The following is a 14,840-nucleotide window of genomic DNA, read 5'->3' as shown; positions in this document are numbered from 1 at the left end:
CATGGCGCTCTCCACTGGGCGTGCGGCGGGCACGGCCAGCGACCCGGCCGCGGGCGGCGACGCCCGCGGCCGGCGCCACCGGGGCGAGCGGGGCCGGCTGCGCGGATCGCTGCACAGGCACTGGTACGCCTGGGCGATGGTCACGCCGGTGCTCGTGGTCATGGCGGTGCTCATCGGCTGGCCGCTGGCCCGCGGCGTCTACCTGTCGCTCACCGACGCCACCGAGGCCAACATCGGCCGCACCATCGGCGTCAACGTCATCCCGTCCAGCTACGAGTTCGTCGGGTTCGACAACTACCTCGAGATCCTCACCAGCGACGTCTTCTGGGACAAACTCCTCTGGACCGTGGTGTGGACCGTCGTCTGCGTCGGCTGCCACTACGGCATCGGGCTCGGCCTGGCCATGATGCTCAACCGCGAACTCCGCTTCCGCTCGCTCTACCGGGTGCTGCTGATCCTGCCGTGGGCGGTGCCGGCGTTCGTCGCCGCGTTCGTCTGGCGCTACCTCTACAACAGCGACTACGGCGTGATCAACGGCATGCTCAGGGCGGTGGGCCTGTCCGGGGTCGGCTGGCTCGACGACCCGACCACGGCCAAGCTCGCGGTGATCGCGGTCAACGTGTGGATCGGCGTGCCGTTCATGATGATCGCCGTGCTCGGCGGGCTGCAGTCGATCCCCAAGGAGTTGTACGAGGCGGCCGAGGTCGACGGCGCCACCCCGTGGCAGCGGTTCGCCCAGATCACCCTGCCCGGACTGCGGCAGGTGTCGAGCACCGTGATCCTGCTCGGCACGATCTGGACGTTCAACATGTTCCCCATCATCTTCCTGGTCACCAGGGGCGGGCCCGGCAGCGAGACCGAGATCCTGGTCACCTACGCCTTCCGCGAGGCCTTCACCGGGGTGCGCGACTACTCGGGCTCGGCGGCCTGGGGCGTGATCATCCTGGGGCTGCTCGTCGTCCTGGCGCTGGCCTACCGGCGCACGCTGCGCAGGCAAGGAGAGATCTGGTGACGACCGTGACGGCCAAGCGCAGGAGCCGCGAGGACCGCGGCCCGCTGGCCTCGATCGCCCTGCACGGCACCCTGATCCTCGCGGTCGGCGTCGCGCTGTTCCCCGTGGTCTGGCTGGTCCTGACCTCGCTCAAGCCGCGCGACGGCTGGCTGTCGACCGAGCTGCGGCTCTTCAGCGACAGCTCGCTGGACAACTACGCCCGGGTGCTGGGCGAGACGCAGTTCCCGCTGTGGCTGCTCAACTCGGCGCTCGTCGCGGCCCTGACCACCGTGCTCGGCGTCTTCCTCGCGGCCACCACGGGCTACGCGGTCAGCCGTTTCCGCTTCCCGGGACTCCGGAGCGTCATGTGGCTGCTGCTGGTGACCCAGATGTTCCCGGTCGCCGTGCTGATCGTGCCGCTCTACAACCTGATGGCCGCCCTCGGCCTCCTCAACCAGATCCCGGGGCTGGTCATCGCCTACATGACCATCGCGGTGCCGTTCTGCGCGTGGATGATGAAGAGCTACTTCGACACCGTTCCGCGCGAGCTGGACCAGGCGGCGATGGTCGACGGGCTCACGCCGTTCGGCGCGTTCTGGCGGGTCATCCTGCCGCTGGCCAGGCCGGGCATCGCGGTGACCGCGTTCTACTGCTTCATGACCGCCTGGGGCGAGGTCGGCTACGCCACGATCTTCATGTCGCAGGAGGACAAGCGCACCCTCGGCGTCGGGCTGCAGCAGTTCGTCGGGCAGCACTGGTCCGACTGGGGGCTGATGACCGCCTCCGCGGTGCTGATCGCGATCCCCGCCGGAGCGGTGTTCCTGGTGGTGCAGCGCCACCTGATCACCGGACTCACGGCGGGTGCCACTAAATCATGAGATTTCATTCGATCGGGGGAGCGACATGACCGAGCTCGCACACGTGGACCGGGACGCCTCCGGCGCCACCGGCTGGTGGCGGGACGCGGTGATCTACGAGGTCTACCTGCGGAGCTTCGCCGACGGCAACGGCGACGGCGTCGGCGACCTGCTCGGCCTGCGCGGCCGGCTGAGATACCTGGCCGACCTGGGCGTCGACGCGATCTGGGTGACGCCCTTCTACCCCTCGCCGATGGCCGACTTCGGCTACGACGTGGCCGACCACCGCGACGTGGACCCGATCTTCGGCACGCTGGCCGACGCCAAGGCCGTGATCGACGACGCCCACCGGCTGGGCCTGCGGGTGATCATGGACGTGGTGCCCAACCACACCTCCGACCGGCACGCCTGGTTCCGGCAGGCGGTGGCGGCCGGGCCGGGCAGTCCCGAGCGCGAGCGCTACGTCTTCCGTGCGGGCCGGGGAGAGCTGCCGCCCAACGACTGGGAGTCGGTCTTCGGCGGCCCGGCGTGGACCAGGCTGCCCGACGGGCAGTGGTACCTCCACCTGTTCGCGCCCGAGCAGCCGGACCTCAACTGGGAGCACCCGGAGGTGCGCGCCGACTTCGCCGGCGTCCTGCGGTTCTGGCTGGACCTCGGCGTCGACGGCTTCCGCGTGGACGTCGCGCACGGCATGGTCAAGGCCGAGGGGCTGCCCGACGTCGGCAGGCCCGCTCACGTCGAGATGATCGGCGGCGCCGTCCTGCCCTTCTTCGACCAGGACGGGGTCCACGAGATCCTCCGCTCCTGGCGGGCGATCCTCGACTCCTACGAGGGCGAGCGGATCGGCGTGGCGGAGGCCTGGGCGCCGACTCCGGAACGGCTGGCCCGATACGTCCGCCCGGACGAGCTGCACCAGGCGTTCAACTTCCACTTCCTCAACACGCCCTGGGACGCGGGCCGCTTCCGCGACGCGATCGACGAGTCGCTGGCCACGACCGCGCTGGTCGGCGCGCCGGCCACCTGGGTGCTGTCCAACCACGACGTCAAACGGCACGTCACCCGCTACGGCGGCGGCGAGACCGGCCTGCGCCGGGCCCGCGCGGCCACGCTGCTGATGCTGGCCCTGCCCGGTTCGGTCTATCTCTACCAGGGTGAGGAGCTCGGCCTGCCCGAGGTGTCCGGACTGCCGGAGGAGTACCTGCGCGATCCCCAGCGGCTGCGAGCCCCCGACAGCGGGCGCGACGGCTGCCGGGTGCCGATCCCCTGGGCGGACCTCGCGCCCGGCTTCGGCTTCGGGTTCCCCTGGGAGGAGAGCTGGCTGCCGATCCCCGGCACGTGGGGGCCGCTCAGCGTCGGCTCTCAGCTGCGCACGCCGGGCTCGACGCTGCGGCTGTACCGGAAGGCGCTGCGGATCAGGCGGGAGCTCGGCGACCTCGGCCCGCTGACCTGGCTCGACGCGCCGGACGGCACGCTCGCCTTCACCCGGGGAGACCTCATCTGCACGGTCAACATGACCGGCCGGCCGGTCGAGCTGCCCGCGCCGGGCGAGGTCGTGCTGGCCAGCGCGGCGCCCGCTCCGCTCGGGGCCCGCGTCCTGCTGGAGCCCGACTCCACCGTGTGGTGGCGCTGAGGTGAGCGCGGCCGGCAACGGGACGACCCGGCTGACCGACATCGCCGCCCACGCCGGGGTGAGCGAGGCGACGGTCAGCCGGGTCCTGAACGGCAAGCCGGGGCCGTCCTCCGCCACCCGGCAGGCGGTGCTGGCCGCCATGGACGTCATGGGCTACGAACGCCCGAAGCGGCTGCGGCAGCGCAGCAACGGGCTGGTCGGCCTGGTGACCCCGGAGCTGGACAACCCGATCTTCCCGGCGTTCGCCCAGGCCATCGAGAAGGCGCTGGTGCAGCACGGCTACACGCCGCTGCTGTGCACCCAGCTGCCGGGCGGCGCGATCGAGGACGAGTTCACCGAGCTGCTCGTCGAGCGCGGCGTCAGCGGCATCATCTTCGTCTCCGGGCTGCACGCCGACACCACCGCGCGCGCCGACCGCTACGCGGAGCTGATCCGGCAGGGCGTGCCCATCGTGCTGCTCAACGGGTACGCGGCGAAGGTCCCGGCGCCGTTCATCTCGCCCGACGACCGCGCCGCCGCGGGCCTGGCCGTCCAGCACCTGGCCGACCTCGGGCACGAGCGCATCGGCCTGGCCGCCGGTCCGGTCCGGTTCGTCCCGGTGATCAGGAAGATCGAGGGCTTCCGTGCCGCGATGGCGCGGGTGCTCGACGGCGGGGACGTGGACGGGCTGATCTCGCACTCGCTGTTCTCGGTGGAGGGCGGCCAGGCCGCCGCCGGCCCGCTGCTGGACCGCGGCTGCACGGGCGTCGTGTGCGCCAGCGACCTGATGGCGCTCGGGGCCATCAGGGCGTGCCGCGAGCGTGGCCTGTCGGTCCCGGGAGACGTGTCGGTCGTCGGTTACGACGACTCGCCGCTGATCGCCCACACCGACCCGCCGCTCACGACCGTCAGGCAGCCGGTGCAGCCCATGGTCGCCGCCGCGGTCGACACGCTGCTGGAAGCCGTCGCCGGTGCTCCGGCCCGGCACTCCGAGCTGGTCTTCCAGCCCGAGCTCATCGTGCGCGGATCCACCGGCTCGGGCCCAAGGATGCTGCGCTGACCGGGTCGCGGCCCGTCCCGGGACGCCGGTGGCGGCAGACTGCTGATCGTGCGCTCCTCATCGCTGATCTCGGTCACGCCGCTGCTGCCGGTGGCGCTGCTGGCGCTCGTCGCCCTGGGCGCGCTGGTGGCCCGGCTGGGCGGGCTGGGACACGGCCGGGCCGTGGTCACCGCCTGCCTGCGGGCGGCCGCGCAACTGGGCGCGGTGTCGGCGGTGATCGCCGCGGTCGTGGCGCTGCCGCCCGCGGTGGCGGGGTTCGTCCTGCTCATGTACGGCGTCGCGACCTTCACCGCGGGCCGTCGCATCACCCGGAACCGGGGCTGGTGGTGGGCCGGGCTGCCGATCGCGGTCGGCACCTGGCCGGTCCTGGCGCTGCTGCTGGCCTGCGGGGTGATCTCCACCCAGGGAATGGTGATCATCCCGGTCGCCGGCATCCTGCTGGGCGGATGCCTGACGGCCACGACGCTGGCCGGGCGGCGCGCGGTGGACGAGCTGGTCCAGCGCAGGGGAGAGGTGGAGGCGGCGCTGGCGCTCGGGTTCGGGCGGAGGGAGGCGGCGCTGGAGATCTGCCGCCCGGCCGCGGCGCAGGCCCTGGTGCCCGCCCTCGACCAGACCAGGACCGTCGGGCTGGTCACGCTGCCGGGCGCGTTCGTCGGCATGCTGCTCGGCGGGGCGAGCCCGATCGAGGCCGGGATCGTCCAGCTCGTGGTGCTGGTGGCCCTGCTGGCCGCCGAGGCGGCGGCGACCGTGGTGACCATCGAACTCGCGGTCCGCGGCCACCTCGACGGCGGATCGCCCAGGGTGACCGGGGGATCGAAGGTCAGCGGAAGACGCCGCTGTAGGCGTTGAGGGCGGGCTGCCCGCCGAGGTGGGCGTACAGGACGTTGGAGCCCTTGGGGATGGTGCCGTCGCGGACGAGGTCGATCAGCCCGGCCATGGACTTGCCCTCGTAGACGGGGTCGAGGATCACGCCCTCCAGGCGGCCGGTGAGCCGGATGGCGTCGACGGTGGACGCGACGGGGACGCCGTAGCGGTCTCCGGCCCAGCCCTCCAGGAGCGTGATCTCGTCGTCGCGCAGGTCGCGGCCGAGGCCGATGAGCTCGGCGGTGTCGCGGGCGATCTTCTCCACCTGGGCCCGGGTCTCGGCCGGCTTGGCCGAGGCGTCGATGCCCAGCACCCTGCGCGGACGCTCCTGACCGGCGAACCCGGCGATCATGCCCGCCTGGGTGCTGCCGGTGACGCTGCACACCACCACGGTGTCGAAGAACACGCCGAGCCGTCGCTCCTGCTCCTGGACCTCGTACGCCCAGCCGGCGAAACCGAGGCCGCCGAGGGGATGGTCGGAGGCGCCGGCGGGGATGGCGTAGGGGGTGCCGCCCGCGGCCCGGACGCCGTCGACGGCCTCGGTCCAGCTGTCCTTGAACCCGATGCCGAAGCCGGCGTCGGCGAGCCGCACGTCGGCGCCCATGACGCGGGACAGCAGGATGTTGCCCACCTTGTCGTTGACCGCGTCGGGCCAGTCGACCCACGCCTCCTGCACGAGCACGGCCTTGAGCCCGAGTCTCGCCGCCACGGCGGCCACCTGCCGCGTGTGGTTGGACTGGACGCCGCCGATGCTGACCAGCGTGTCGGCGCCCTGCCGGAGAGCGTCGGGGATCAGGTACTCGAGCTTGCGCGTCTTGTTGCCACCATAGGCGAGACCGCTGTTGCAGTCTTCGCGCTTGGCCCAGATCCGGACGCCGCCGAGGTGGTCGCTGAGCCGGTCCAGCGGGTGGACGGGGCTGGGGCCGAAGGTCAGGGGGTAGCGCTCGAAATCGTCGATGGACACGCGTGGCTCCTTCAGTCGGGCCGGGTTTGACGGTCGGGGTCGTCGTCAGGCGGGTTCGCCGGGTACGCCATCGGTCAGGGAGGACGAGGAGGTCAGGAGCGGGGCCAGGGTCTCCCAGTTGGCCCGGGACGCCTCCGCCGCCCCGTCGGCGTCGCCCGCCTCGCACAGCGCGATGATGCGATCGTGGTGGGCGACCGAGCTCCGGCCGCTCAGCGAGGAGAAGCGCAACCGCTCGATCCGCCGCAGCACCGGGGTGAACTGCTCCAGCACCGCGCGTACGGCCTGGTTGGCGCAGGCCTCGACCGGGACGGCGTGGAAGTCGTCGTCGGCGGCGAGCGCCTCGCCCGCGTCACCGCGGCGCAGCGCGGCGGCGAAGCGGGCGTTGGCCGCGCGCATCGTGTCCAGCTCGGCGGCCGAGAGGTTGGGCACCGCCTCCCGGACGGCGAGCGCGTGCATGGCCGAGGTCACCGACTGCGCGTCGCGGACCGCCCGGACGTCGAGCGGGCTGACGATCGTGTAGCGGCCGGGTTTGGTCAGCACCAGGCCCGACTGCTCCAGCCGGCCGAGGGCCTCGCGGATCGGGGTCCGGCTGATGCCCAGCCAGGCGGCGAGGCCGACGTCGTGGAGCCGCTCGCCGGGGGCGAGGGTGCCGTCGACGATCGCGTCCCGGATCGCCCGGTAGGCGTCCTCACGGAGCAGCGGTCGGGAGACGAGCCCTCGGCTCTGCGGTATCGGCATGCAATATTATGCACTTTGTATATCGCATTTTGTCAACGATAAGTCCTGTTATGTCGTGATTGATGGGTGGTCGGTCAGGCGTTCAGCAGGGTGATCACCCCGGCGCCCACCAGCGCGGCCGCCCACATCCGGTCCACGTTGAACCACGCGCGGCGCAGCATGGTCAGCCCGGCCACCTCGTAGACGGTCAGCGCGATCCCGCCCGCGACCGCGAACATCGCGAGCGTGTGCAGCGCCGCGACGCCGAGGCCCCCCGAGAGCGCGTGCCCGGCGTGCCCGGCATGACCGGCGTGCAGGCCGGTGAACACCGGGATCAGCATCAGGCCCGCGCCGTGCGCCGACGACATGAGGAACGACCACGCGGCCAGCTGCGGCAGGGACAGCCGCATGCCCACCCAGCGGAAGTGCCGCTTCGACAGCAGCCGCCACAGCCCGAACCCGACGAGCACCACGCCGCCGGCCATCGACAGCATCGTGCTCGTCGTCAGCGACCCGGTGACCCCGACCACGACCGCGACCAGCGCGACCGACCCCAGGTGCCCGGCCGCGATGGCCGGCAACGACGCGAGCAGCCTGACCCTGCTGCGCTCCTGCAGGCCCCGGGCGACGGCGAAGAGCCAGCCCATGGCCGGGTTCAGCCCGTGGAAGGCGCCCAGCAGGAGCGCCGCCGCGACCGTCACGGGTAGCAGTAGGAGTCGGAGGCATCGCCTCCCTGGAGTCTCACCTGGTGGGGGCGCAGGCCGCGGAAGTCGTCGCCGTGCGGGAAGAACCGCTCGTCGAACGTGAACGTGTCGGCGTCGATCCCGGCCAGCCAGGCGCCGACGCCCTCGGGATAGAACTGGTCGTCCCACGCCCCGTACAGCGAGTTGCTGACGTAGACGCGCCTGCCGTCCCTGCTCACCTCGACCATCTGGGGGCCGCCGCGCAGCGGGCCGTCGGCGGACGGGTGGGACTCCTGGCGGGTGATCCCGCCGATCCGCAGCGAGCCGATCTCCACAGGCTCGAACGGATCGCTGACGTCGTACTGCTTGAGCTCCCCGGTGCCCCAGCAGGAGACGTAGAGGCGCTGGTCGTCCACCGACAGATCGATGTCGGTCACCAGCGGCGGCACCGCCCCGAACGGCTTGAGCACGTCGGGCAGGCCGGCCGGGTCGGCAGGCTCGGCGGGGATCTCGATCACCTTGCGCGCCTGCCACGCGCCGTTCTCGCGGAACCAGGTCCACACCGAGGCCGACAGGTCCTCGACGCTGACGACCACGCCCGCGAAGCCGTAGGTGTGGGTCGGGTCGTGCGCGGGGCGCAGCTCCAGCGTCATCTGGTGCTGGTCGCCGAGATCGAGCTCCTGGACGTGGCGGCGCTTGCGCAGGTCCCAGAAGTGCAGCTTGTGGCCGTACTTCCGGCCGAGCAGCAGCTCGCCCACGACCCCGTTCTCGATCATGGACGGGGTGCCCCACTCCGAGCTGACCAGCACGTCGTGGTTGATGTGCCACCAGAAGTCGTAGGCCAGGTACTGCGGGCCCCGGTCCACCTCCCACCGGCCGAGCACCTCGAACGACTGGTGGTCGAGGATCGCGATGCCGCCCGGCCCGTCCCTGCCGTCGGCTCCGCCGAGCGCCGAGACGTAGAGCCCCTCGGGGCCGCAGTGCACGGTGTGCGGGCGGGAGTATCCGGCCCGCTTGGCCAGCTCCTCCGGCTCGATCACCTTGACGATCTCCGGGCTGATCCGGTCCTTGGTGTCGAGGATGTAGATGCGCGACGAGCGCAGACCGGGCACGACGAGGTAGCGGCGCTCCACGTGCGGATGCGGCGCGTACGGGCACAGCGCGCTGCTGCAGGCGTTCCAGCCGAAGTGGTGGAGCTCGTCACCCGTGTGGGGCAGGTCGGTCCAGCCGACCACGGTGCCGTAGTCCGAGGAGGAGGGGTCGGTGTCGAGGACGGCGATCGCATCCGGCCTCCGCGCGCCGCGGTCGAAGGCGGCGACGTAGGCGAGCCGTTCGGCCGGCGCGCCGGCGGCGTCCCTCGGCGAGGGGTAGAACGTAGGATCCGGTGTCCAGAGTGCCATCTCCCCATAATCCCCGCACTCCCTACAGGGTCAAGAGGCATTGCCCGCGTGTCGTCCGGCGGCCGTCCCGGCGAAGGTCACGAATAGGACCGATGCCTTGATCGGTGATGGATCGGACTGTTAGACAAGGTCAGCGGTTGCTCATCCCGAGGAACGGTGGTCCCCCCGTGCAGCAGTCCGTCCTCACCACAGTCATGCTTCCGGCCGCGCTCGCGCTGATCATGTTCGGGCTCGGGCTGTCGCTCACCCCGCGCGACTTCGCCAACGTCGCGACCCGGCCCAAGGCCGTGGTCATCGCCCTGGTCGCCCAGGTGCTCCTGCTGCCGGCCGCCTGTTTCGGGCTCGTCGTGCTGTTCGACCTGGAGCCGCTGCTCGCCGTCGGCATGATGCTGCTCGCCGCCTCACCCGGCGGCACCACCGCCAACCTCTACAGCCACCTGTTCGGCGGCGACGTCGCGCTGAACGTCACCCTCACGGCCGTCAACTCGGTGCTGGCCGCGTTCACGCTGCCCGTGGTGGTCAACCTGTCACTCGCCCACTTCGTGGGGGACGGGCAGGACATCGGGCTGCAGGCCGACAAGGTGGTGCAGGTCTTCGCCATCGTGCTCGTGCCCGTCGCGATCGGCATGCTCGTCCGGCGGTTCGCCATGGCGTTCGCCGACCGGATGGACAAACCGGTCCGGATCCTGTCCGCGGTCGTGCTCGCCGTCGTGATCATCGGGGCCATCGTCCAGGAGCGCGAGCGGATCGGCGGCTACATCGCCGCCGTCGGGCTGGTGGCGCTGCTGTTCAGCGCGATCAGTCTCACCGTCGGCTACTGGCTGCCCCGCCTGTTCAGAGTCGAGCGCCGGCAGGCCATCGCGTCCGGCATGGAGATCGGCATCCACAACAGCACGCTGGCCATCACCATCGCGCTCAGCCCGTCCCTGCTCGGCAACTCGACGATGGCCGTGCCGCCCGCCGTGTACGGGGTACTCATGTTCGGTACCACACTGGTCTTCGGCTACCTCGTACGACGCCGGCGCGACATCACCGAGGCCGACGAGCCCCTGACCGCGGACACCTGACAGGGGAGCGCTCATGCCACGGATCATCGGCACCACCGGCGGAAAGGTCCAGGGGTTCGAGCGGGACGGATGCGAGATCCACCTCGGCATCCCCTACGCCGAGCCGCCGTTCGGCGCCGGCCTGTTCCGGCCGCCCCGGCCGCGCACCCCGTGGCAGGGCGTCCGCGACTGCACGGCGTACGGGCCCATCGTGCCCCAGCCGCCGATGCCCGTCATGCCGTGGCCGGTCGAACCGGGCGAGGACTGCCTGTCGGTCAACGTCTGGAGCCCGGCGGGCGCGTCCGGGCTGCCGGTGATGGTGTGGTTCCACGGCGGCGCCTACATGTACGGCTCCGGCGCCGAGCCGCTCTACGACGGCGGCGCGTTCGCCCGCGACGGGGTCGTCCTCGTCACCCTCAACTACCGGCTCGGCGCCCTGGGCTTCCTGCACGCGGGCGCCCTGGACCCGGCCTACGCGCAGGCCACCGGCAACTACGGCCTGGCCGACCAGATCGCCGCCCTGCGCTGGGTGCGCGACAACATCGCGGCGTTCGGCGGCGACCCCGGCAACGTCACCGTCTTCGGCGAGTCGGCCGGCGGGACGTACGTGCTGAGCCTGCTCGGCTGCCCCTCGGCGGCCGGGCTGTTCCGCAGGGTCATCTCCCAGAGCGCGGGCGGCCCGCCCCTGTACGGGTTCCCGCCCGAGGCGGCGGAGCCGGTGGCCCGCCTGGTCCTCGACGAGCTGGGCGTCAGCCCGGCGGAGCTGCCCTCGCTGCCGTACCAGCGGATCCTCGACGCCCAGGTCGCCGTGCTCGGCCGGACCGGCGGCGAGCACGGCGACGCCGCCGCCGGCGGCCACACCATCCCCTTCCTCCCGCTCACCGGCGCCGACCTGCTGCCGCTCGCGCCGATCGACGCCGTCGCCGCCGGAGCCGGAGCCGGCGTGGACCTCATCGCCGGGACGAACCGCGACGAGGTGGCCACCTTCGCGTTCATGGGCGCAGGCGGCCCCGCGTTCGACGCCGACCGGATGTGGCCCGACGACCCCGCCCGCCACGCCCGGATCACGGCCGTGTACGAGGCCACCCACGAGCCCGGCAGCCCGATCTCCGTCGCCGTCGCCGTCGGCACCGACCGGGCCTTTCGGGTCCCGTCCGTCCGGATGGCCGAGGCGCACGCCCGAGCCGGCGGCGCCACCCGCATGTACCTGTTCGGCTGGCGTTCGCCCGCCTTCGACGGCCGCCTGGGCGCCGGCCACGCGATGGAGATCCCCTTCGTGTTCGGCGACCTCGCCTCGCCGATGCTGGCGATGCTGCTCGGCGACCGGCCCCCAGTGCGGCTGGCCGACGCCATGCACGGCTCGTGGATCGCGTTCGCGACCGGCGGCGACCCGGCCGCCGGCGGCCACGTCCCCGAGTGGCCGCCGTACGAGCCGGAGCGGCGCGCGACCATGGTCTTCGACGACACCTGCGAGGTCGTCCTCGACCCCGACGCCGAACGGCTGGCCGCCTGGAACACCCCTTGACCCCCGGCGGGGCTTGACAGGCCCGGGCGGCGGGCAGAGCGTGACGCTCACCACGCCGCATCGAGGGGGCCGCCATGGCCGTACACGAGATCCGCATCGACCCGAGCCGTACCCTGCGGGAGCAACCCGGCACCGGGCACAACCGCTGGCACCCCGACATCCCGCCCGTCGTCCGCTGCGAGCCGGGCGACGAGGTCGTCATGGAGACCCGCGACGCCTTCGACGGCCAGATGGGACCCGACGCCACACTCAAGACCGTGGAGGCGCCCGACCTCGACGTCGTCCACCCGCTCACCGGCCCCGTCTACGTCGAGGGCGCCCAACCGGGTGACCTCCTGGAGATCGAGATCCTCGAGGTCGTGCCCGACGGCTACGGCTACACCGTCCAGGTGCCGGGGTTCGGCTTCCTGCGCGACGACTTCCCCGAGCCGTTCATCGTGCGCTGGCGGCTGGCCGACGGCTGGGCCACCTCCGACGACCTGCCCGGCGTGCGCGTTCCGGCGGCGCCGTTCATGGGCACGATCGGCCTGTCACCCGGGAACCGGGCGCTCGCCGCGATCATCGCCCGCGAGCGGGCCGCGCTCGATCGCGGCGGGTTCGTGCTGCCGCCCTCGCCCCAGGGCGCCGTGCCGTCCGAGCCGCCGATCGCCACCCACGGGCTGCGCACGATCCCGCCCAGGGAGCAGGGCGGCAACGTCGACATCAAGCAGCTCGGCGCCGGCACCCGCCTCTACCTGCCGGTCGACACACCCGGCGGGCTGTTCTCCGCCGGTGACGCGCACTTCGCCCAGGGCGACAACGAGTCCTGCGGCACCGCCATCGAAATGAACGCCACGCTGCGGGTCCGCTTCACCGTCCACTCCGGCGAGGCCGCCGCCAAGGGCATCCGCGAGCCGCGGTTCGCCCGCGCCGACTACTGGGTGGCACCCCAGTACGCCGCCCCGCGCAGCTTCTACGCCACCACCGGCATGTCGGTGAGCCGCGACGGCACCGTGGCCGCCGAGGACGCCACCCTGGCCGCCCGCAACGCGCTCCTCAACATGATCGACCACCTCGGTGAGCGGGGCTGGACCCGGCAGCAGGCGTACGTGATCTGCAGCGTCGCCGTCGACCTCAAGCTGAGCCAGCTGGTGGACGTGCCGAGCTTCCTCGTCTCCGCGTTCCTGCCCGAGGACATCTTCACCTGACCTGTCCAGCGGGCGGCGGATGGACCTATGATCGCCGTCGTGGACTGGGTCGAGCGGGTCTGCCGGGTGCGGCAGTGGCGCCAGGACGGCAGGCGCGCGCCGCACAAGCCGCTGCTCCTGCTCTACGCGCTCGGCCACTTCCAGCGCGAGGGCGACGCGCCCATCCGGTTCCGCGATGCCGAGGAGCAGCTGCAACTGCTGCTCACCGAGTTCGGCCCGCCGCGCCGATCGACCATGGCCTACCCGTTCTTCCACCTGCGCACCGACGGCCTCTGGCAGGTCACCGGGGCGCGGATCGAGCCGAGCGCCGCCGCCCTCCGCGACGGCGACGCCGCCGGCCGGCTGGCGTCCGACCTCGTGCGGGCGCTCCGTGACGACTCCACCCTGGTCGTACGGCTCGCGCGGGCCATCCTGGAGACCAACTTCGAGACGTCACTGCACCCCGACATCTGCCAGGTCGCCGGCCTGCGGCTCGACCCGGCCGGCGAGGTCGCGCCGCTGCCGGTGCCGATGCCGGCCCGCGACCCGGAGTTCCGGGAGCGGGTGCTGATCGCGTACGAGTACCGCTGCGCCTTCTGCGGTTTCGACGGCGCCTTGGGCCGCAGCCCGGTGGGCCTGGAGGCCGCCCACGTGCGGTGGTGGTCGGAGGGCGGGCCCGACGAGACCGCCAACGGCCTGGCCCTGTGCAGCCTGCACCACAAACTGCTCGACCTCGGAGTGCTCGGGATCGGCGGCGACCTCACCGTCGCCGTCTCCGACCGGTTCGTCGGCCGCTCGCGCATGGCCCGCGCCATCGTCCACGACCTGTCCGGCCAGGCCGTCCTACGCCCGCAGCGCGGCCACCCGCCCGTACGCGCCGACCACATCGCCTGGCACGCCCGAGAGGTCTTCAAGGGCCGCACCCGCCCCGCCGCCTGAGGCCGCCTGCGCAAGATCCCGCCAGCGGTCCTCCCGAAGCGCGCTCACCCTCCACGTCGCTATGAGAGGGCAGATGGCGCTCCACAGCGAATTTCGCTTTTCGCGATGCGACAAGGGGACCAGTGAGTAAGGATTTTCCTCCTCCATAAGGGGATCGGAGCCTGGCATGTCTGAAATCTATATGTACGCTGACGAGACCGGAAATTTGGACCTAACGGGTTCCGGGGGCGCGAGCCGATATTTCGGATTCGGCACCGCGGTATTCCCTTGGGATCACGGCCGGGAGATTTGGGAGGGAATGCGGCTCCGATGCGATTTGGAGCGGCGCGGAGTGGCACTTCCCAAAGGGCTTCACGCCAAGGACGACTCACATGTCACGCGTGGAGAGGTGTTCGACGTGATCGAGGCGCAATGCCCCCGGCTCGACGCCACCTTTCTCTATAAGAACAACGCGCATCCTGCTATCCGTGAGCGGTCTCACCTGTTGTACAAATGGGCGTGGTACTCCCACTTCCGGACCGTGTTGCCACTGGTCAGTCGGCCCGGAGACTCCGTCTATGTGATTGTGGCGACTTTTGGTACGAATCGTCGGCTCATGGATGCGCGGGCGGCGCTCGCCGATGTCTGCGACGAACTCTCGGCGAACCGTGAGATCGTGCTCTGCGTTTGGGAGGCACAGAGCGTGTGGGGGATTCAGGTCGCCGACTACGGGCTCTGGGCCGTGCAACGATCTCTGGAAGGCCGGCCTTGCAAATGGTTTGTGAGTCACATAGAACCGATTTTGCATTCGATGTCGACCCCGTGGGGCAAGGCACGATAAAGGCTGGCTATCCCGGTTTCCCGGGAAGAGGTCCCCTGGACCTCTTGTCACCAGCCGTTTCCAGTACACGGTATCCGGCGAGCAGCCGTCAAGCGCTTTCGGCATTCGCCAGTCCGTCCGGCTCGCACGGGCGCTCCGGAGACCACTTCGAGTCCTTGCCGCACTCCGACCTCTGCCAGGCGGCCGGCGTCTTCACCCA

The 14,840-nt window shown here is 71.6% G+C and carries 14 protein-coding genes; 10 read left to right on the top strand and 4 right to left on the bottom strand.

Translation table 11 applies throughout. The annotated features are described in order from the left end of the window. Position 1: 1 nt before the first annotated feature. The 5 genes from AC5L3X_RS27785 to AC5L3X_RS27765 are packed head-to-tail and all read left to right on the top strand — an operon-like array spanning position 2 to position 5,366. Entirely contained in the window at positions 2 to 1,012 is a 1,011-nt protein-coding gene (locus AC5L3X_RS27785) for a carbohydrate ABC transporter permease (protein WP_494860775.1), read from the top strand. Continuing rightward, complete coding sequence (locus AC5L3X_RS27780) at positions 1,009 to 1,869, top strand: sugar ABC transporter permease (RefSeq protein WP_494860773.1); 861 nt, start codon at positions 1,009 to 1,011, stop codon at positions 1,867 to 1,869. The genes AC5L3X_RS27785 and AC5L3X_RS27780 overlap by 4 nt, the downstream gene beginning before the upstream one ends. 25 nt (positions 1,870 to 1,894) lie before the next feature. After that, a complete protein-coding gene (locus tag AC5L3X_RS27775; RefSeq protein ID WP_494860771.1) occupies positions 1,895 to 3,478 on the top strand; it encodes a glycoside hydrolase family 13 protein in 1,584 nt (527 codons plus the stop codon). A 1-nt stretch (position 3,479) separates the two neighbouring features. After that, positions 3,480 to 4,517, top strand: coding sequence for a LacI family DNA-binding transcriptional regulator (locus AC5L3X_RS27770; protein ID WP_494860769.1), 1,038 nt, complete (start codon positions 3,480 to 3,482; stop codon positions 4,515 to 4,517). A gap of 48 nt (positions 4,518 to 4,565) precedes the next feature. Further along, a complete protein-coding gene (locus AC5L3X_RS27765; RefSeq protein WP_494860768.1) occupies positions 4,566 to 5,366 on the top strand; it encodes an ABC transporter permease in 801 nt (266 codons plus the stop codon). Here AC5L3X_RS27765 and AC5L3X_RS27760 read toward each other — a convergent pair. From AC5L3X_RS27760 to AC5L3X_RS27745, 4 genes are all read right to left on the bottom strand, one after another. Next, positions 5,338 to 6,345 carry a 1-aminocyclopropane-1-carboxylate deaminase gene (locus AC5L3X_RS27760; protein ID WP_494860766.1) on the bottom strand — a complete coding sequence of 336 codons (1,008 nt, stop codon included), beginning with the start codon at positions 6,343 to 6,345 and terminating at the stop codon, positions 5,338 to 5,340. The genes AC5L3X_RS27765 and AC5L3X_RS27760 overlap by 29 nt on opposite strands. A gap of 45 nt (positions 6,346 to 6,390) precedes the next feature. Then, the gene (locus AC5L3X_RS27755) at positions 6,391 to 7,083 is read right to left on the bottom strand and encodes a GntR family transcriptional regulator (RefSeq protein WP_494860764.1); all 693 of its coding nucleotides are present in this window, start codon (positions 7,081 to 7,083) and stop codon (positions 6,391 to 6,393) included. Between the two features lie 74 nt (positions 7,084 to 7,157). Beyond that, positions 7,158 to 7,763, bottom strand: a complete 606-nt coding sequence (locus AC5L3X_RS27750; protein ID WP_189123090.1) for a hypothetical protein — start codon at positions 7,761 to 7,763, stop codon at positions 7,158 to 7,160. Continuing rightward, the gene (locus AC5L3X_RS27745; protein WP_494860763.1) at positions 7,760 to 9,145 is read right to left on the bottom strand and encodes a selenium-binding protein SBP56-related protein; all 1,386 of its coding nucleotides are present in this window, start codon (positions 9,143 to 9,145) and stop codon (positions 7,760 to 7,762) included. The genes AC5L3X_RS27750 and AC5L3X_RS27745 overlap by 4 nt, the downstream gene beginning before the upstream one ends. Positions 9,146 to 9,339: 194 nt before the next feature. Here AC5L3X_RS27745 and AC5L3X_RS27740 point away from each other — a divergent pair, with 194 nt between their 5' ends. From AC5L3X_RS27740 to AC5L3X_RS27720, 5 genes are all read left to right on the top strand, one after another. Beyond that, complete coding sequence (locus tag AC5L3X_RS27740) at positions 9,340 to 10,212, top strand: bile acid:sodium symporter family protein (protein WP_225262323.1); 873 nt, start codon at positions 9,340 to 9,342, stop codon at positions 10,210 to 10,212. Between the two features lie 13 nt (positions 10,213 to 10,225). Beyond that, entirely contained in the window at positions 10,226 to 11,716 is a 1,491-nt protein-coding gene (locus tag AC5L3X_RS27735) for a carboxylesterase/lipase family protein (protein WP_494860761.1), read from the top strand. A gap of 74 nt (positions 11,717 to 11,790) precedes the next feature. Then, positions 11,791 to 12,903: an acetamidase/formamidase family protein gene (locus AC5L3X_RS27730; protein ID WP_494860759.1), complete on the top strand. Its 1,113-nt coding sequence runs from the start codon at positions 11,791 to 11,793 to the stop codon at positions 12,901 to 12,903. Positions 12,904 to 12,942: 39 nt separating this feature from the next. Next, entirely contained in the window at positions 12,943 to 13,821 is an 879-nt protein-coding gene (locus tag AC5L3X_RS27725) for a phosphorothioated DNA-binding restriction endonuclease (RefSeq protein ID WP_494860757.1), read from the top strand. A gap of 166 nt (positions 13,822 to 13,987) precedes the next feature. Further along, a complete protein-coding gene (locus AC5L3X_RS27720; RefSeq protein WP_494860756.1) occupies positions 13,988 to 14,641 on the top strand; it encodes a DUF3800 domain-containing protein in 654 nt (217 codons plus the stop codon). The last annotated feature ends 199 nt before the right edge of the window (positions 14,642 to 14,840 follow it).

This window comes from Nonomuraea sp. CX421 (assembly GCF_059358955.1).
This window is presented reverse-complemented; position numbering and strand designations above follow the sequence as displayed.